Raw genomic sequence first — 18,396 nt, 5'->3', positions numbered from 1 at the left:
ACGTGGGCGGTACGTGGTCTGTAGCGGCCTTAGGTTACCGAGCCGTCCCGTCGCCGCCGCACCCGACCCTCCCCAAGTCCCCGACATGTCACCGGAAGCAATTGACGGACACGTCACGCCCGCCTCCGGTCGGCATTCGCAAAACCGTCGTCGATCTCGTCGCCGTCGGGTTCTGGATTTCCTTCGGGGAATGCGCTCCGCCACGAAAAATCGATCAACTGCCAGAACGTCGCCGGAACAGCGTAAGAACACGATCCGGTAACGGCGGAACAGGGCCCGTGGACAGAACTCCTTGATCAATTCCGGATTCGTCTCGTACCCGACTCCTTGCATCGAACGGAGTAGCGGAAGTCGCACACTTGGAGTCGGACAAAGCGGGACGTTAGGATGCTCCCGGCGTCCTCCGGATGCGTGTAACGTACGCGTTTCACTCCGCCCGGAGAGCCGCTCCCACCTGCGAATACCCTCTTCCGTTCGGGCCCCGCAGCACGTTCCTGTTGCAGTTGTCAAGCCCCGAGATATGCCCTGACCTGCGAAAACGCCATTCAGAACCCGCCGAATCCGTGTTACCCTGGATAGCCACGGAAGGGGTACCTGTCACATGACGTTCAAGGTTGGCGACACCGTGGTCTATCCCCATCACGGGGCCGCGCTGATCGAGGCCATCGAAACTCGCCAGATCAAAGGCGTGGACAAGACCTACTTGGTGCTCAAGGTCGCTCAGGGCGACCTGACGGTGCGTGTGCCAGCGGACAATGCGGAGTTCGTCGGCGTACGTGATGTGGTCGGGCAGGACGGCCTGGACCGGGTCTTCGAGGTGCTGCGCGCACCGTATGCCGAGGAGCCCACGAACTGGTCGCGTCGCTACAAGGCAAATCTGGAGAAGCTCGCCTCCGGCGATGTCATCAAGGTCGCGGAAGTCGTGCGTGACCTGTGGCGTCGTGAGCGCGAGCGCGGACTGTCCGCCGGTGAGAAGCGCATGCTCGCCAAGGCCCGCCAGATTCTGGTGAGCGAGCTGGCCCTCGCGGAGAACACCAACGAGGACAAGGCCGAGGCTCTGCTCGACGAGGTCCTCGCGTCCTGAACTGACTGCGTCTCGAACTGACCTGTGGCAGGCAGCCAGCCCGCTCAGCCGTTCAGTGCAGCAGCACAGCACATCGAAATGCCGCGGTGCCCGATGACATAGGTGATGTCGCCGGGCGCTGCGGCATGCTCGTACCCGGATGCCGTACGCCTGAATGGGTCCCTGATACTTGGCGATACTTGGCGTGCCCCGGTGCTCATGAGTACGCGGTACTCGTACTTGGCGTGCCGGGCCCGGGCAGCTGGCTCGACCAGATGTCACGGAAGGGTCCGGTCAAGGTGTCGCGCCCGGCACGCTGTGGCCATACCCACGTAGGCCGAGCACACAAACCTGACAGGAACCGATGTCTGACGAATCGCGCCCTTCCCCCTCCGGAACCGGTACGGCGACCCGTACGGCGGCCGTGATCCCGGCCGCCGGCCGGGGCGTACGCCTCGGTCCGGGCGCCCCCAAGGCGCTACGCGCGCTGAACGGCACTCCGATGCTGATCCACGCGGTGCGGGCCATGGCCGCGTCCCGTGCCGTGTCCCTGGTGATCGTGGTGGCGCCGCCCGACGGCGCCCCCGAGGTCAAGAGCCTCCTCGACGCGCACGCGCTGCCCGAGCGCACGGACTTCCTCGTCGTACCCGGGGGTGAGTCGCGCCAGGAGTCGGTGAAGCTCGGGCTCGACGCGCTGCCGCCCGGCTTCGACATCGTCCTCGTCCACGACGCGGCCCGTCCCCTGGTTCCCGTCGACACGGTGGACGCCGTCATCGAGGCCGTACGGGACGGGGCGCCGGCCGTGGTGCCGGCGCTGCCGCTCGCCGACACGGTCAAGGAGGTCGAGCCGACGGGCGCGCCCGGGGCGCCGGAGCCGGTCGTCGCCACGCCGGAGCGGGCGCGGCTGCGGGCCGTGCAGACGCCGCAGGGGTTCGACCGGGAGACGTTGGTGCGGGCGCACGAGACGGTCACCGGGGAGGTGACCGACGACGCGAGCATGGTGGAGCGGCTCGGGCTCGGGGTCGTGGTCGTGCCGGGGCACGAGGAGGCGTTCAAGGTGACCAGGCCGCTGGACCTGGTGCTCGCGGAGGCGGTTCTGGCGCGCAGGAGGCTGAACGATGGGTTCTGAGACGGCGCCGGGGGCGCTGCCGGGTTCGCTGCCGGGTTCCGTGGTGTTGCCGCAGGTCGGGATCGGTACCGACATCCACGCCTTCGAGGAGGGGCGGGAGCTGTGGTGCGCCGGGCTGAAGTGGGAGGGGGAGGGGCCGGGGCTCGCCGGGCACTCCGACGCGGACGTCGTGGCGCACGCCGCGTGCAACGCGCTCTTCTCCGCGGCCGGGATGGGGGACCTCGGGCAGCACTTCGGGACGGGGCGGCCGGAGTGGGCCGGGGCGTCGGGGGTGACGTTGCTGGCGGAGGCCGCGCGGATCGTGCGGGCCGGGGGGTTCGTCATCGGGAACGTGGCGGTGCAGGTGGTGGGGGACCGGCCGAAGATCGGGAAGCGGCGGGACGAGGCGCAGAAGGTGTTGTCCGAGGTCGTGGGGGCGCCGGTGTCGGTGTCTGGGGCTACGACGGATGGGCTGGGATTTCCCGGGCGGGGTGAGGGGTTGATGGCCGTCGCCACCGCGTTGGTCGTGCGGGTGGGGTGATCTCGGGAGTTCGCCCCCGCCGCCCCTACCCGTCCCGTCCTCCAGGGGCTGCGCCCCTTCGACCCCCTTGGGTGCGTTGTCGGGTGCGGGGCGGTGGGGGCTTCTCGCGCAGTTCCCCGCGCCCCTTGCGGGGCGCGGGTTCCGGGCGTGGGTTTTCCCGAACGTCACGAAAGCGTGGCCCTTGGGGTGATCGGGGCGGGGCACCGGCCACGGGCTACTACTCTTGAGGCGTGACTATTCGCCTGTACGACACCAGCGCCCGGCAGATCCGTGACTTCGCCCCGCTCACGCCGGGTTGTGTCTCGATCTACCTGTGTGGCGCCACGGTGCAGGCGGCCCCGCACATCGGGCACATCCGGTCGGGGCTCAACTTCGACATCATGCGCCGGTGGTTCGAGTACCGCGGGTACGACGTGACGTTCGTCCGGAACGTCACGGACATCGACGACAAGATCATCGCGAAGTCGGCCGACCAGGGCCGCCCGTGGTGGTCGATCGGCTACGAGAACGAGCGCGCGTTCAACGACGGTTACCGCGCGCTCGGTTGCCTGCCGCCGACCTACGAGCCGCGTGCCACCGGGCACGTGACCGAGATGGTCGAGATGATGCGCGGGCTGATCGAGCGCGGACACGCGTACGAGGCCGACGGGAACGTCTACTTCGACGTGCGGTCCTTCCCCGGGTATCTACAGCTCTCCAACCAGGAGCTGGACAACCTGCTCCAGCCCTCCGGCGAGGGCGAGACCGGCAAGCGCGACCCGCGGGACTTCGCCATGTGGAAGACGGCGAAGCCGGGGGAGCCCACCTGGGAGACGCCCTGGGGGCGCGGGCGGCCGGGCTGGCACCTGGAGTGCTCGGCCATGGCGCACAAGTACCTGGGCAGCGCCTTCGACATCCACGGCGGCGGCCTCGACCTGATCTTCCCGCACCACGAGAACGAGATCGCGCAGGCCAAGGCCTTCGGCGACGACTTCGCCACGTACTGGGTGCACAACGCCTGGGTCACCATGAGCGGCGAGAAGATGTCCAAGTCGCTGGGGAACAGCGTCCTGGTCTCCGAAATGGTCAAGCACTGGCGGCCCATCGTCCTGCGGTACTACCTGGGCACCCCGCACTACCGGTCGATGATCGAGTACAGCGAGGACGCCCTGCGCGAGGCCGAGTCGGCGTTCGCCCGGATCGAGGGGTTCGTGCAGCGGGTCGTCGAGAAGGCCGGCGGAATCGTCGAACCCGCCGCCGAAGTGCCGCCGGCGTTCGCCGAGGCGATGGACGACGACCTCGGGGTGCCGCAGGCGCTCGCCGTCGTGCACACCACGGTCCGGCAGGGCAACAGCGCGCTGGCCGCCGACGACAAGGAAGAGGCCGTCGCGCGGCTCGCCGAGGTGCGGGCCATGCTCGGGGTCCTGGGCCTCGACCCGCTGGACGCGCACTGGGCCGGTGACGGCGCCGACCGGGGCGAGGACCTCCACGGGGTCGTCGACAGCCTCGTCGGGCTGGTCCTCCAGCAGCGGGAGGCAGCGCGCGCCCGCAAGGACTGGGCCACCGCCGACGCCATCCGCGACCAGCTCAACCAGTCCGGTCTGGTCATCGAGGACAGCCCGGACGGCCCCCGCTGGACGCTCGGCCCGCGCTGAGCCGGACGTCCGGTCGCTTGATCGATTGTGCCGCCCGGGCCTCCGGGCGGCACACTGCATTACGTACACACGACGACGTACGCCCGACGCGTACGCACACACGCTTCTCAGGAGACGGGTAGGTCATGGCCGCTAACAACCGCCGCATGTCCGGCAAGAAGGGCGCGCAGGTCGGCAGTGGCGGCCAGCGGCGCAAGGGTCTCGAGGGCAAGGGCCCGACCCCGCCCGCCGAGATGCGCAAGAAGCACAAGGCGAACCGCATCGCCAACGCCAAGGCGAAGCAGGCCGCACGCCGGCCCGCGCCGCGCGGCCGGGGCGGCAAGGGCACGTCCGAGATGGTCGTCGGACGCAACCCGGTCGTCGAGGCGCTGCGCGAGGGCGTGCCCGCCTCGACGCTCTACGTCCAGCAGTTCATCGACAACGACGAGCGGGTGCGCGAGGCGCTGCAGCTCGCGGCCGAGCGCGGTGGCATCAACCTCATGGAGGCGCCCCGCCCCGAGCTGGACCGCATGACCAACGGCCTCAACCACCAGGGGCTCGTCCTCCAGGTCCCGCCGTACGAGTACGCGCACCCCGAGGACCTGGTGGCCGCCGCGTACGACGAGGGCGAGGACCCGCTGATCGTCGCCCTCGACGGGGTGACCGACCCGCGCAACCTCGGCGCCGTCGTCCGGTCCGTCTCCGCGTTCGGCGGTCACGGTGTCGTCGTGCCCGAGCGGCGCGCGGCCGGCATGACCGCCGGTGCGTGGAAGACGTCCGCCGGCACGGCCGCCCGTACGCCCGTCGCGCGCGCCACTAACCTCACGCGCGCGTTGGAGGCCTACAAGAAGGCCGGTGTCGTCGTGGTCGGCCTCGCCGCCGACGGCGAGGCCGAGGTGGGCGAGTTGGCGGCCCTGGAGGGTCCCGTCGTGATCGTGGTCGGCAGCGAGGGCAAGGGTCTGTCCCGCCTCGTCGGCGAGACCTGTGACTTCCGGGTGCGGATCCCGATGCCGGGTGGCGCGGAGTCGTTGAACGCCGGTGTGGCGGCGGGAGTTGTGCTGTACGAGGCGGCGCGCCGCAGGGCCTGAGAAGGGCTGTGACCGGGGGTTCTGGTCGTTCTGGATCACCTTGACGGGGTCCGGACAGATCGGGGCGGTCAAAGCAGTGTCCTAACGACACGTCACTCGGTTAGATGAGTGTGGACACCAGAACACCCCGCACACCCACGGGGGACCGTTCGTCGGGATTCGACTCGGGATTCGACGACGCTCCCGCGCTGAGCATGGTGAAGGTGCCGAGCGATCCGGCGCAGGTCATCGTCAACCACGCGAGCTTTCGCGTGCAGTTGGGCGCCTCCACGCGGGCGTCCCCGCGCATCGCACGGCACCTGAGCGCCACCGAGGACACCACGCGCATCCCCGTCGTGGGCACGGCGGGGCGCTCCGGCGCGCCCGCAGCCGGCCGCCGGCGCGCGCCGGTCGTCTGGAGCGGGAAGTCCGCACCCGACGACACCGGGGCCCACCGGCTCCTCCAGGCGGTGCGCGGCGCGGGCGTCGGCCTCCCCGACCCGCTCGGCGACACGGGCTCGACCCAGGTCATCCCCCGCGTCGACGGCACGGGCGGCGGCTACGACACCGACGGCGGGCGCTACCGCTCCGAAAGCGGGCGCTACGGCGCCGACTTGACCGTCGAGACGGTGGAGACGCCCATCGTCGGCAGCCAGCGCACGCACGGCGACCACGCCGGCGAAGGCACCCGGCTGCTCCCCACCATGCGCACGGTCGACAGCGCCTACGACGAACCCCGCTACGACCCGGCGAGCCACGGCCCCGGTCAAGGCGCCTACGGGGACGACGACTTCACGGACCGGTACGACGACCGGTGCGACGACGACCGGTACGACGACGACCGGTACGACCACGACCGGGTCGACGGCGAGGACGGGCGCGGCGGACGCCGGACCGGCAACGAGCCCGTCCGGCACGCCTATTACCCCGGCCGCCGCATGAACCTCGGCGTGGTGCTGCTGCCGCTCAGGGTCTTCCTCGGCTTCATCTCCATCTACGCCGGCATGGGCAAGCTCTGCGACCCGCACTACTTCGACGGCGGCAAGCGCGGCTCCATGGTGAAGTGGCTGAACACGCTGCACCCGTGGGAAGTCGCCGAGCCGCTGCGGCAGTTCGCCCTCGAACACCCGGTGGGTTCAGGGCTCGTCATCGCGTTCGCCCAGGTCATCGTCGGTGTGCTGACCGTCTTCGGACTGTGGCAGCGGGTCGCCGCCGGCGTCGGGGCGCTGCTGTCGGCCGCGCTGCTCGTCACCGTCAGCTGGAAGACCGTCCCCGTCTACGAGACGCCCGACATCATCTACCTCGCCGCCTGGTCCCCGCTGATCATCGCGGGCGCGCCGGTGTACTCCGTCGACGGACGGCTCGCGGGCGGCGCCTGGCGCACGCTCGGGCCGCGCGCCGACATCTGGGAGCTGCGCCGGTACGTACTGCGCCGGGGCGCGCTCGTCACCGCGATCGTCGTCGGGCTGACGCTGCTGGTCGGGTCCCTGCTCGGCGGTGCCGTGCGGGACGCCGACCGGATCGTCGTTCCCGGTCCCGGGGAGGCGCCGCGCAACGAGCTGCCGGGGTCGCCGCTGCCGGGTGAGCCGAGCGCGCGGCGCGAGAACAGCCCGTCCGCGTCCGACACGCCGACCGCGGGCGCGACGTCGGCTTCGCCTTCGGAGGCGGCCACCACGCCGGGGGCCACGCGGTCCACCGGGGCGGTCACCGGGGGGCAGCCGAGCCAGACGCAGGGGACGACCGGGCAGGCGCCGCCGCCGCCGCAGTCGGCGCCGGTGGAGCAGGCGCCGAGCACCACCGCGGGGCCGAGTTCCAGTGGGGGTGCCTCCAGTGGGGCGACCGGTGGGGCGACGTCCTCCGGGGGGTCCACCGGAGGGAGCTCTTCCGGTGGGCAGCCCGGGCTGGTCGGGGGGTTGCTCGGGTAGGTCGTACGGATGTGGTGATGGGCCCCGCGTGAGGTTTTGCGCGGGGCCCATCGGTGTGTGAGAGGCGCCTGAGAGCTCGGGGGAGCGTGTTTCGTCGCCGGCTGCGGGTGCGTGGGGCTTCTCGCGCAGTTCCCCGCGCCCCTGGGAGAGCCGTGGCTTCGGAAGGCGCCCTAGCGGTTCTGGGCCGCCAGTTCCTTTGCTGCCTCTGTCAGGTCCTTCGCTGTGTCGATGGCGCGCCAGTAGGCGCCCTGGGGGAGGGGGAAGCCCGCCAGGCGGCGTTCTCGGGCGAGGCGGGGGAACGTGGTGCGTTCGTGGTCGCCGCGGGCCGGGAGGAGGTCGGTGAACTCCGGGGAGAACACGTAGACGCCCGCGTTGATCTCGTATGTGGTGGGCGGGGCCTCGATGAAGTCCGTGACGCGGCCGAAGCCGTCCGTCTTCACGGCGCCCCAGGGGATGCGCGGACGGGCCAGGGCGAGGGTGGCGACGGCGTCGCGCTCGGTGTGGAAGTCCGCCATGTCGCGGAGCGAGAAACGGGTCCAGATGTCGCCGTTGGTGGCGTACCAGGGCCGGTCGGGGTGCGGCAGGTGGGCGGCGGCGTACTTGAGGCCTCCGCCTCGGCCCAGGGGCTCCGTCTCGACGACCGTGGTGACGCGGACCGGGAGGTCGGCGGAGTCCAGCCACTTCTGCAGGACGTCGGCGAGATGGCCGCAGGAGACGACGACGTCGGTCACGCCCTCCTCGGCGAGCCAGGCGAGCTGATGGCCGATGATCGGCGTGCCCGTACCGGGGATCTCGACCATGGGCTTGGGCCGGTCGTCGGTGTACGGACGCAGCCGGGAGCCCTGGCCACCGGCGAGGACCACGGCTTGAACGGGGCGCGACGCGGCGTTCGGATCGGTCATGACCCGAACTGTACGTGGCGCCCCGTTCGCGGGAGCACGGCCCTGTGATCGGCGCGGGAGGGGGTCACCGGGGTGGGGTGCCCCGGTGGGTCGCCGGGGTGGTCAGGCGAACTGGGCGGCCACTCCGGTCGCGTACGAGGTGTCGCAGACGGGGCGGGCGAAGCCCTGGGCCCGGGTGGGGCCGTAGGCGCGGACGGCGGCGCGGCCGAGGGCGCGGGCGATGGAGGTGCAGTGCTTGGCCAACGACGGGCGCTCGTTCACCGCTTCCTGGAGGTGGGTGAGGGCGACTCCGGGGTCCTCGTCCTGGAGCTCCAGCAGGAGCTTGTCCTGGAGCACCTCGTGCGGGGCGCGGGGCTTGGTGCGCTCGGTGGAGTCCAGCTCGGCCACGTCCGAGGCGGCGAGGACCGATTGGTCGGGGTCCGTGGTGGTCCATTGGACCTTGGTGACCGCGAGGGTGCCGGAGAGGACCAGGACGACGGGCAGGACCAGGGCCAGGGAACGGCCGATCCGGCGGGCGGGACCGCGGCCGCGCCGCGTCCGTTGGGTGTAGGTGTGGGTGTGCTTCACGCGAGTGAGGGTAGCGCGGGGTAGCGATAGGGCGACATTGGGTCACCGGTATGGGGGATGCCCGAGCGCCGTTGTGAAGGTGGCGGGTTGACGCACACTGGTCGAAATGAGCCGATTTGCCGGGGTAGTTGGCGGCAAGGAAAAAGGCCCCGCAGAGGTTTGCGGGGCCTTCTTCGTCAACCTGGGTGATTTATCCCGGGCCGGTGGTTTCGCGAACGGTCGCGCCCACCGCGCGAGGGATCAGTCGGTGAGGCGCTCACCCGTCGAGGTCGAGAACACGTGGGTCTCGCCCGGACGCGGGACGACGTGCAGCGTCGCGCCCTTCTCCGGGACCTGGCGGCCGTTGACGCGGACCACGAGGTCCTTGGTCTCGCCGCCGACCTCGGCGGTGCCGTAGACGTAACCGTCGGCGCCGAGCTCCTCGACGACGTTGACGGAGACGGCGAGGCCGGCCGGGGCGTCGTCGGTGTCCTTCGACAGGGAGGAGGCGACGGAACCGTCGTGCTCGATGATGTCGAAGTGCTCGGGACGGACACCGACGGTGACCGTGGTGTCACCCTTGTCGGAGGCGGCCTTCAGGGCGTCGCGGTTGACCGGGACGACGCTGTTGCCGAACTTCACGCCGCCGTCGGTGATCGGGACCTCGACCAGGTTCATGGCCGGGGAGCCGATGAAGCCGGCGACGAAGAGGTTGGCCGGGCGGTCGTACATGTTGCGCGGGGTGTCGACCTGCTGGAGCAGACCGTCCTTGAGGACCGCCACGCGGTCGCCCATCGTCATGGCCTCGACCTGGTCGTGGGTGACGTAGACGGTGGTGATGCCGAGGCGGCGCTGCAGGGACGCGATCTGCGTACGGGTGGAGACGCGGAGCTTGGCGTCGAGGTTCGACAGCGGCTCGTCCATGAGGAAGACCTGGGGCTCACGCACGATGGCGCGACCCATGGCGACACGCTGGCGCTGACCACCGGAGAGGGCCTTCGGCTTGCGGTCCAGGTACTCGGTGAGGTCGAGGATCTTCGCGGCCTCCTCGACCTTCTGCCGGATCTCCGCCTTGTTGACGCCGGCGATCTTCAGGGCGAAGCCCATGTTGTCGGCGACGGTCATGTGCGGGTAGAGCGCGTAGTTCTGGAACACCATGGCGATGTCCCGGTCCTTCGGCGGCAGGTGCGTGACGTCGCGGTCACCGATGCGGATGGCGCCGCCGTTGACGTCCTCGAGCCCCGCGAGCATGCGGAGCGAGGTGGACTTGCCGCAACCGGACGGGCCGACCAGAACGAGGAACTCGCCGTCCTCGATCTCGATCTCGAGACCGTCCACGGCGGGCTTCGTGGAACCCGGGTAGATCCGGGTCGCCTTGTCGAACGTAACTGTGGCCATGGGTCGTAGGCCCCCTTCACCGGCAGGAACGTGCCGGACGATCCGTTGTAAAGGTGGTGATCCACCTCGGCCGTGCCGCGGTGGTGTAGTCCACGGGAGTGGATTGGGTCAGGACGGTACCTCCCGTTCACCGGGTCTGTCAGTACCTGGACGCCTGTGAACTTCGCGGAAATTTTCGACGGGGGAGAGGCTGTCGTGGTGATTCTTGTCGGCGGAGGCAGAGCACCGCACTTTTGACCTTGCTCCGACGCTTCCTGCTTCTTCGCGCACTGCCACGCGTGCATCACCCCAGGCGGGGCGAGTCCGGGCGGTCCTACGCGCGCTCCACAGGCATTCCGGCCGACGGCCCGTCGGTCCGTAACGCAGCCGGCCGCTAGCACGCGGTCGGTAGAGGACCTTTCAGTCCCGAAGCCCGGATCACAGTCGGCGCCGCCGTGCCCGGTGGCAAGCCGGCGGTCACCCGCCCGTACAAGCGCATCCCTTCAACCCGGAGATTCGCGGCGGCATTCACGTCTCGGCCGTGGACCGCCCCGCAAGGGGAGCAGGTCCACTCCCGTACTGAAAGGTCCATCTTCGGCCCCTTCGTACGGCACGCCGAGCACAGTCGAGTCGAAGGGAAAAATCGATCGACGATCACCAGGGTTCGGCCGTACCACGCGCACTTGTAGTGCAGTTGCCGCAGCAGCTCACCCCACCCGGCGTCGAGGATGGCCTCGTTCAGCCTCGCTTTTCGCCGTCGGCCCTTGCCGTGGGCCGGACGCAGCAGGGTCACGATGGACAGGTCCTCCACGACGAGCACTTGGTTCTCGCGCACGAGGCGGGTCGTGAACTGGTCCAGCATGTCTTTGCGCACATCAGAGATGAGTGTGTAGAGGCGGGCGATCCTCTGTCGGACCTTGTTCCGGTTGTTCGATCCCCTCACCTTGTTGTGCAGTTCGCGCTGGAGCCGTGCCAGCTTCTCCGCGTACCGTTTCAACAGCCGAGGGTGATCCAGTTTCGCTCCGTCGTCGAGAGTGACGAGTGACGCCAGCCCCAGATCCAGCCCCACGGCCTTCGGCTCCTGGGTGTCCGGCAGGAAGGCGGCGGCCAGCGGTGTGATGCGCTCCTCGACGAGCGCTGCTACGAAGTACCGTCCGGCTTTGTCACGTGTGACCGACAAGCGGACCGGGACCACGCCGACAGGCAGTGCCCGTGACCAGCGGATGCGCAGTGGCTCGGACTGTTTGGCAAGCGTGATCAGACCGGTTCCGGGCAGAGCCGGGTTCTCGACCCACTTGAAGCCCGTGCGTACGTAGATCGCAGACTCCCGCGACCTTCCCTTCTTCTTCCGCTCGGGACACCTGGTCTGGCCGTTCAGGAACCGGGTGAAGGCCTGGTCGACGTGGCGCAGGGCCTGTTGGAGCACGGTCGATGACACCTCCTTGAGCCACGCAGTGTCCTCGCCCCGCTTCCAGCCGGTCAGTGCTCGGCAGGATTCTGCGAACCCGACCTTCACTCGATGCTGCTCCCAGGCCTCTGACCGCAAGGCCAGGCCTTCGTTGTAGACCCAGCGGCAGGCGCCGAAGGTCCTTCCCAACTGCTCGGCTTGCTCGATGGTCGGATAGAAGCGGAACCGGTAGACGCGATGGTGTGTGTCGGCCTCTTTGGTGTGGCTCCTGAGCGGTGTCGCCTTGCGGGTGTGGTGCTTGCGGCGGCCGGCGATACCGAGGGCGTCGCGCTTGACGCGTTCGGCTTCCGCGCCCTTCACCGCTTTCAGCTTCGTCGTCTCAGCATGCTGCCTCATGTCGCCCCTCTCTCCCCGACGATCCGATCTTCGGAACAGCACGTCAGGTCGATCAACGAACGAGTGAACGGTCGGACACGCACGGTTGTGGACGATCAAGGTGCGGGCAAAACATCATGGCTTCGGGAAACGGCCTCTGTGTAGAGTGGAGCCGCTTTCGCGCGTGACGTTGTCTGTGCGATGCCCCCTTAGCTCAGTTGGCCAGAGCGCGTGACTTGTAATCTCGAGGTCGTCGGTTCGATTCCGACAGGGGGCTCTGCTTCGATCCCAGGTCAGGTGCGCTCTGACCTGGGATTTTTCGTGCTCTCCGGCACACGACCGCATGGTGATCTCTCGAGTGACGCCGCGCCGGTTGGAGAAGGCCGCGGCGACTGGTCCCGCGATGAGAGCGGAGGCAGTGACCGGGTCATCGGCCGAGCGTGTCGCGGATGACGATGGCGGTCTCCTCCGGCGGTCAGCGGCGTTCGTCATCCCGGATGCCTGCGCAGGCCCTCCGCGCGCGGCTGACATCACTCCGGCTGAGGGGCCGGGCGGAAGGCTTGCGCGATGATCGCGTACTGGGCAGCGATCTCGAGTTGACGGTCACTGCTTATCGCGGCCTCCGTGGTCTCTGCTCTGGCCAGGAACGCGCGCCAGCGCTGGAGGCAGTAGGCGCGCACTTCCTCGTTGCTGGCGGTCCCGAGGTTGAGCCCGTCCTGCGCTGGGGGTGTGGTGTACTCCGGGACTGCGCGGTATTGGGTGACGGCCTGTTGTGCGTGTCGGCGGCCGGGCCGCACTGACTCTTCAAGTGGAGGGTGGGATTCTCTGGTTTGTCCCTTTCTGTCGTGCAACCTTCCGGTGCGGTGGGGTGTCTCCTTCGGCATCAGTGGTGTTGGGGTGGAGAGACGTAGGGGGACGTGATGCGGCGAATCGGCGTGGTGGCGGCGGTGCTTGTGCTGGCGGGGGCCGGCTTGGGGGCGGCCGCGGGGGCCGCGGGTGCGGTGGAGCGCTCGCGTGTGGCGGCGGCCTGTCCGACCGGGTGGGGGAGCGGGGCCAAGGGGGGTGCCGCGCAGGGGGCCGACCACCTGGTGGACATCAGGGCCGGGCGGCACGAGTGCTATGACCGCATGGTGTTCGACGTGCCTGGTGGGGGCAGCTCGGTCGGGTATCACGCGCAGTACGTGGACCGGTTCCAGGCGGACCCCTCGGGCGAGTACATACCGGTGGCCGGTGGGGCGGTCCTCGACATCCGGATCGGTGCCTGGAGTTATGACCTGGAGGCCGGGGAGCCGACGTATCCCGGTGAGTACGGTAAGGCCCTGCCCGGGGTGAACCTCGGCGGGTACAGCACCTTCCGGGACGCCAAGTTCGGCGGCACCTTCGAGGGGCAGAGCCAGGTCGGCCTCGGTGTCCGCGCCCGGCTGCCGTTCCGGGTGATCCAGCTGCCGGACCGTGTCGTGGTGGACGTCGCCCACACCTGGTGATCTTTTCCCGGTCGGGCTCGGTCAGCGCAGTCGGCGGCCGAGTTCCAGGTCTTCCGGGTCCAGGGTGCGGTGTTCCTCGATCTCCCAGAGGGCGTTCTGGAGGAGGCGGGCGAGGGTCCAGGCCCTCGCCCGTTCGCGGTTCAGGCCCAGGACGTCGGTCATGGCGTCGAAGCGCCAGTGGATGTCGGACGGGTCGAAGCGGTTGTTGAGGGCCGGCCAGAGGTCGAAGGCGGGGTCGCCGGCCAGGGGTTTGGGGTCGATGGCGAGCCAGGGGGACCGGTCGGCGCCCAGGACGTTGTCGAAGTGCAGGTCCCAGTGGAGGAGGCGGTCGCCGGGGTCGGTGACGACCTCGCGGAGTGCCGCCGCGCAGTCCGTCAGCAGGCGGCGGTCGGACGGGTCGGGGATGCGGGCCAGCACGGCAGGGGTGCGCTCCAGCATGTCCGTCGCGATGTCGGACAGGCGGCGCACGGTCGGTGGGGCCGGGGTGGCGGTGAGGTGGGCCAGGAGACGGGCGATGACCAGGATGGCCTTGTGGGTGTCCGGCTCGTGACTGAGCATGCGGGCCGGGTCGAGGCGTTCGAGGAGCATGGTGCCCGTGGTGGGGTCGTGGTCCAGGAGCCGTACCGCCCCGTCGCCGTTCCAGTGGCGCAGGGCCACCGGTTCGCCCTCGCTCTCGGCGTCGGGGATCTGGAGCTTGAGGACCGCCGGGGTGTCGTCGGCCGTACCCACCACCGGGACGACCAGGGCGCACATGCCGTGCATGGGGCGGCCGTCGAGGCGCAGGTCCCAGCGGTCCAGGAAGTCGGCGGTCAGGCGTGGGAGGTCCGCGATGAATCTGCGGCCCGCTTCTCCGTTGATCTTTTCCTGAGTCTCGGCCAGTTCCTCCGGAACATCGATCATGCGGGCGACCCTACGCGCGCGCCCGCCCGGAGTCCTTTGGATTTCCGGGCTTCGGGGGCCGTTCGCCACGGAATCCGTAGGAGACAGGGCGCCCGGGAACGGTTAGCGTCCGGGCATGAGCAGCTCGGACGCGATCGCGGGTGCCGTCAACGGCGGGGTCTCCTTCTGGTACGCGCAGGCCGGTCTTCCCGTTCCGAGGGAGCCGTTGGCCGGGGACGCGTCGGTGGACGTGGTGATCGTGGGCGGTGGGTACACGGGGTTGTGGACCGCCTACTACCTGAAGAAGGCCGACCCTTCGCTCCGGATCACCGTCCTGGAGCAGAAGTTCTGCGGGTATGGGGCCTCGGGGCGCAACGGCGGCTGGCTCTACAACGGGATCGCGGGGCGGGACCGTTACGCGCGCCTGCACGGCCGGGACGCCGCCGTGCGGTTGCAGCGGGCCATGAACGAGACCGTCGACGAGGTCGTGCGGGTGGCGGGGGAGGAGGGTGTCGAGGCGGACATCCACCGGGGCGGCGTGCTCGAAGTGGCCTACACACCGGCGCAGTTGGGGCGGCTCAGGGCCTTTCATGAGCATGAGGCGGCCTACGGGGAGGTCGACCGTGAGCTGTACGGGGCCCGGGAGACGGCCGAGCGGATCAGGGTCGCGGACGCCGTGGGGTCGACGTGGACGCCGCACGGGGCGCGGCTGAACCCGGTGAAGCTGGTGACCGGGCTGGCGGCGGTCGTGGAGGGGCTGGGGGTGACCGTGCACGAGTTGACGCCGGTCACCGAGATCGGGGCGGGGCGGGCGGTCACGCCGTACGGGACTGTCCGGGCGCCCTATGTGCTGCGCTGCACCGAGGGGTTCACGGCGAACCTCAAGGGGCAGCGGCGGACCTGGCTGCCGATGAACTCCTCGATGATCGCCACCGAGCCGCTGACGGCCGGGCAGTGGGCGACGATCGGCTGGGAGGGCCGCGAGACGCTCGGTGACATGGCGCACGCCTATATGTACGCCCAGCGCACCGCCGACGACCGGATCGCGCTCGGCGGTCGCGGGGTGCCGTACCGCTTCGGGTCGCGGACCGACAACGACGGGCGTACGCAGCCGGCGACGATCGAGGCGCTGTACGAGATCCTCGTGCGGTTCTTCCCCTCGCTGACCGGGGTGCGGGTCGATCATGCCTGGTCGGGGGTGTTGGGGGTGCCGCGCGACTGGTGCGCGACGGTGACGCTGGACCGGGCCACGGGGCTGGGCTGGGCGGGCGGTTACGTCGGGTCCGGGGTGGCCACGACCAACCTCGCCGCCCGCACCCTGCGCGACCTCGTCCTGCGCGACTCCGGGCAGGGCGGGGCGACCGAGCTGACCTCGCTGCCGTGGGTGAACCACCGGGTGCGCAAGTGGGAGCCGGAGCCGCTGCGTTGGGTGGGTGTGCAGGGGATGTACGCGACGTACCGCACCGCGGACCGGCGCGAGGCGGCCTCGAACAAGGGGGAGTCGTCGCGGTTGGCGCGGCTCGCCGATCGGGTCGCCGGGCGGCACTGACGACGGTGACACCGTGGTGGCCCCTGCCGGGATGGGCGGGGGCCACCTGTCGTCGGTCGTATCGGTCGTATCGGTCGTGGGCTCAGGCGGCGGTGTGGTTCGGGGCCTTTGCGGTGATCATGGTGGCGGCGACGGTTGACGCGAGGAGGAGGATGCCGGCGGCCCACCAGAGTGCGACGGTGTAGCCGTGGACGACGCTTTCGCGGACGGCGGCCGCGGTGTGGCCGTGGGTCGTGAGATAGGCCGCGCCGGTGCTGGTGGCGATGGTGTTCAGCAGGGCCGTGCCGAGCGAACCGCCCACCTGCTGGGCGGTGTTGACCGTCGCGGAGGTGACGCCCGCGTCCTGCGGGGCGACCCCGGCGGTGGCGGTGGAGAAGACCGGCATGAAGGTCATGCCCATGCCCAGGCCCATCAGGATCAGGGCCGGGAGGATCCCGGTGACGTACGACGAGTCGACCGTGAGCCGGGTCAGGATCAGCATGCCGGTCGCCGCCAGCAGTGTGCCCGGGACCATCAGCCGCCGGGGCGGGACCCGCTGCATCAGCCGGGCCGAGATCTGGGTCGAGCCGGTGATGATCGCGGCGGTGAGGGGGAGGAAGGCCAGCCCCGTGCGCACGGGGGAGTAGGCGAGGACGACCTGGAGGTAGTAGGTCATGAACAGGAACATCCCGAACATGCCTACGGTCGCCAGGGAGATCGCGAGGAAGCAGCCCGCCCGGTCGCGGTCGCGGACGATGTGCAGCGGGAGCAGGGGGTGGCGGGCCGTCCGCTGTCGCAGGACGAAGCCGGTGAGCAGGGCGACGCCCGCCGCGATGAGGGCCAGGACGCGGGTGTCCGTCCAGCCGCGCGGTTCGGCCTCGCCGAAGCCGTGGACGAGGGCGACGAGGCCGGCGGAGCCGAGGAGGGCACCGGGTACGTCGAGGCGGGCGCCGGTGCGGTCCGGGCGGTCGCGGAGCAGGACGGTCGCGCCGACGAGGGCGACGACGGCGATGGGCACGTTGACGTACAGGCACCAGCGCCAGTCCAGGTATTCGGTGAGCAGCCCGCCGGAGATCAGGCCGATCGCCGAACCGCCGCCCGCGATGGCCCCGTAGATGCCGAACGCCTTTCCGCGTTCCGCCGGGTCCGCGAAGGTGGTGGTGAGGAGGCTGAGCGCGGAGGGGGCGAGGACGGCGGCGAAGGCGCCCTGGAGGGCGCGGGCCGCGAACAGCGTCCCGGAGGTGCCGGCCGCGCCGCCGAGCGCCGAGGCCGCGGCGAAGCCGACCAGTCCGACGACGAAGGCCCGCTTGCGCCCCACCAGGTCCGAGACACGGCCGCCGAGCAGCAGCAGTCCGCCGAGGGCGAGGGTGTACGAGGTGATCACCCACTGCCGGCTGCCGTCGGACATCCCCAGGTCCCGCTGCGCCGAGGGCAGCGCGATGTTCACGATCGTCGCGTCGAGGATCACCATCAGCTGGGCGAGCGCGATGACGACGAGGGCCCACCAGCGGCGGGGGTCGGGAGCGCCGGGGGTGTCCGGCGCGGAAATGGTGGTCGGTGGTGTGTCGCGGCCGGGGCGGGTGGTGGGGGTGGTCACGGCTCCAGCACCACCTTGCCGGTCGTGCCGCGGTCTTCCAGGGCGCGGTGGGCGGCGGACGCCTCGGCGAGGGGGAAGCGGTGGACGGCCGGGGTGAGGCGGCCCGCGGCGGCTTCGGCGAGGGCGCGGAGTTCGAGGGTGCGGATGGGGTCGGGGCCGCCGGCCCGGCGGCGCATCTCCTCGCCGAGGACCGTCTCCGAGAGGCCCTCCACGACAAAGGGGCCGCCGTCCTTGATGCCGTCCGCCGACCAGCCGAAGACCAGGTGCCTGCCGCCGGGGGCGAGCAGGGCGACGGACTCGCGTGCCGCCGTGCCGCCGACCCCGTCGAAGACGATCGTGGCCTTCCCCCGGTACGCCGCGACCTGCTCCGGCCAGGCCGGGTCGGTGTAGTCGACGGCGAGGTCGGCGCCGTTCGCCGCCACCCGGGCCGTCTTCGCGGGGCCGCCGGCGAGGCCGATCACCGTGGCGCCCGCGTTCTTGGAGTACTGCACGAGGAGCGTGCCGATGCCGCCGGCCGCGGCCGGGATCACGACCACGTCGTCCGGGCCGAGGTCGGCGAAGAGGAGGATCCCCATCGCCGTACGGCCCGTCCCGATCATCGCGACCGCCTGCGCGAAGTCGAGGTTCTCCGGGATTTCGTGCAACCGTTCGACCTCGGTGACGGCCAGTTCGGCGTAGCCGCCGGGCACGAAGCCGAGGTGGGCCGTGACGCGTCGGCCGAGCCAGGTCTCCGGGACGCCCTCCCCGAGCGCCTCGACGACCCCGGCGACCTCGCGGCCGGGGATCGTGGGCAGGTCCGGAGTCGGTCCCGGCCCCGGAACGCCCTCGCGGAGGGCCGCGTCGAGCAGGTGTACGCCCGCCGAGGCGACGGCGATACGTACCTGGCCCGGACCGGGCTCGGGGTCCGCGACCTTCTCGTACGTCAGGTTCTCGGCCGGACCGAAGGCGTGCAGACGGATGGCGTGCATGGAGGCCCCCTGGAT

The 18,396-nt window shown here is 70.5% G+C and carries 15 protein-coding genes and 1 tRNA gene; 9 read left to right on the top strand and 7 right to left on the bottom strand.

Annotated features, from left to right (window positions below; all coding sequences use genetic code 11):
* Window positions 1–601 precede the first annotated feature (601 nt).
* From PUR53_RS23245 to PUR53_RS23220, 6 genes are all read left to right on the top strand, one after another.
* A complete protein-coding gene (locus tag PUR53_RS23245) occupies window positions 602–1,084 on the top strand; it encodes a CarD family transcriptional regulator (RefSeq protein ID WP_003953493.1) in 483 nt (160 codons plus the stop codon).
* 343 nt (window positions 1,085–1,427) lie between these two features.
* On the top strand, window positions 1,428–2,192 hold the full coding sequence (gene ispD / locus PUR53_RS23240; RefSeq protein WP_329900010.1) for a 2-C-methyl-D-erythritol 4-phosphate cytidylyltransferase: 765 nt from the start codon (window positions 1,428–1,430) through the stop codon (window positions 2,190–2,192).
* A complete protein-coding gene (gene ispF, locus PUR53_RS23235) occupies window positions 2,182–2,712 on the top strand; it encodes a 2-C-methyl-D-erythritol 2,4-cyclodiphosphate synthase (RefSeq protein WP_329900009.1) in 531 nt (176 codons plus the stop codon). The genes ispD and ispF overlap by 11 nt, the downstream gene beginning before the upstream one ends.
* 230 nt (window positions 2,713–2,942) lie before the next feature.
* Complete coding sequence (cysS, locus tag PUR53_RS23230; protein ID WP_329900008.1) at window positions 2,943–4,346, top strand: cysteine--tRNA ligase; 1,404 nt, start codon at window positions 2,943–2,945, stop codon at window positions 4,344–4,346.
* 125 nt (window positions 4,347–4,471) lie between these two features.
* Complete coding sequence (rlmB, locus tag PUR53_RS23225; RefSeq protein WP_329900007.1) at window positions 4,472–5,413, top strand: 23S rRNA (guanosine(2251)-2'-O)-methyltransferase RlmB; 942 nt, start codon at window positions 4,472–4,474, stop codon at window positions 5,411–5,413.
* Window positions 5,414–5,523: 110 nt separating this feature from the next.
* Complete coding sequence (locus tag PUR53_RS23220) at window positions 5,524–7,317, top strand: DoxX family protein (RefSeq protein ID WP_329900106.1); 1,794 nt, start codon at window positions 5,524–5,526, stop codon at window positions 7,315–7,317.
* Between the two features lie 170 nt (window positions 7,318–7,487).
* On the opposite strand, the gene PUR53_RS23215 is transcribed toward PUR53_RS23220, so the two are convergent.
* The 4 genes from PUR53_RS23215 to PUR53_RS23200 all read right to left on the bottom strand — a co-directional run bounded on the left by PUR53_RS23215 (window position 7,488) and on the right by PUR53_RS23200 (window position 11,946).
* The gene (locus tag PUR53_RS23215) at window positions 7,488–8,219 is read right to left on the bottom strand and encodes a nucleotidyltransferase family protein (RefSeq protein WP_239755510.1); all 732 of its coding nucleotides are present in this window, start codon (window positions 8,217–8,219) and stop codon (window positions 7,488–7,490) included.
* Between the two features lie 102 nt (window positions 8,220–8,321).
* Complete coding sequence (locus PUR53_RS23210) at window positions 8,322–8,786, bottom strand: hypothetical protein (RefSeq protein ID WP_329900006.1); 465 nt, start codon at window positions 8,784–8,786, stop codon at window positions 8,322–8,324.
* 240 nt (window positions 8,787–9,026) lie between these two features.
* Window positions 9,027–10,163, bottom strand: coding sequence for an ABC transporter ATP-binding protein (locus tag PUR53_RS23205; protein WP_329900005.1), 1,137 nt, complete (start codon window positions 10,161–10,163; stop codon window positions 9,027–9,029).
* A 373-nt stretch (window positions 10,164–10,536) separates the two neighbouring features.
* A complete protein-coding gene (locus PUR53_RS23200; RefSeq protein WP_329909537.1) occupies window positions 10,537–11,946 on the bottom strand; it encodes an RNA-guided endonuclease InsQ/TnpB family protein in 1,410 nt (469 codons plus the stop codon).
* A gap of 182 nt (window positions 11,947–12,128) precedes the next feature.
* Between PUR53_RS23200 and PUR53_RS23195 the strand changes: the two genes are divergently transcribed.
* Window positions 12,129–12,202: transfer RNA gene (locus tag PUR53_RS23195), tRNA-Thr, on the top strand.
* Window positions 12,203–12,845: 643 nt separating this feature from the next.
* The gene (locus PUR53_RS23190) at window positions 12,846–13,409 is read left to right on the top strand and encodes an AMIN-like domain-containing (lipo)protein (protein WP_329900003.1); all 564 of its coding nucleotides are present in this window, start codon (window positions 12,846–12,848) and stop codon (window positions 13,407–13,409) included.
* A gap of 21 nt (window positions 13,410–13,430) precedes the next feature.
* Here PUR53_RS23190 and PUR53_RS23185 read toward each other — a convergent pair whose 3' ends face one another.
* Entirely contained in the window at window positions 13,431–14,309 is an 879-nt protein-coding gene (locus PUR53_RS23185; protein WP_329909535.1) for an aminoglycoside phosphotransferase family protein, read from the bottom strand.
* A gap of 115 nt (window positions 14,310–14,424) precedes the next feature.
* Between PUR53_RS23185 and PUR53_RS23180 the strand changes: the two genes are divergently transcribed.
* The gene (locus PUR53_RS23180; RefSeq protein ID WP_329909534.1) at window positions 14,425–15,837 is read left to right on the top strand and encodes an NAD(P)/FAD-dependent oxidoreductase; all 1,413 of its coding nucleotides are present in this window, start codon (window positions 14,425–14,427) and stop codon (window positions 15,835–15,837) included.
* Between the two features lie 82 nt (window positions 15,838–15,919).
* On the opposite strand, the gene PUR53_RS23175 is transcribed toward PUR53_RS23180, so the two are convergent.
* Together PUR53_RS23175 and PUR53_RS23170 are read right to left on the bottom strand one after the other, a co-directional pair.
* On the bottom strand, window positions 15,920–17,365 hold the full coding sequence (locus PUR53_RS23175) for an MFS transporter (protein WP_329909591.1): 1,446 nt from the start codon (window positions 17,363–17,365) through the stop codon (window positions 15,920–15,922).
* A gap of 44 nt (window positions 17,366–17,409) precedes the next feature.
* A complete protein-coding gene (locus PUR53_RS23170) occupies window positions 17,410–18,381 on the bottom strand; it encodes a zinc-binding dehydrogenase (protein ID WP_329909533.1) in 972 nt (323 codons plus the stop codon).
* Between the last annotated feature and the right edge of the window lie 15 nt (window positions 18,382–18,396).

It is taken from the genome of Streptomyces sp. SP18BB07, assembly GCF_036322545.1.
Taxonomy (GTDB): Bacteria; Actinomycetota; Actinomycetes; order Streptomycetales; family Streptomycetaceae; genus Streptomyces; species Streptomyces deccanensis.
Note: the sequence above shows the minus strand (reverse complement) of the source record. Positions and strands in the feature narration are given on the sequence as shown.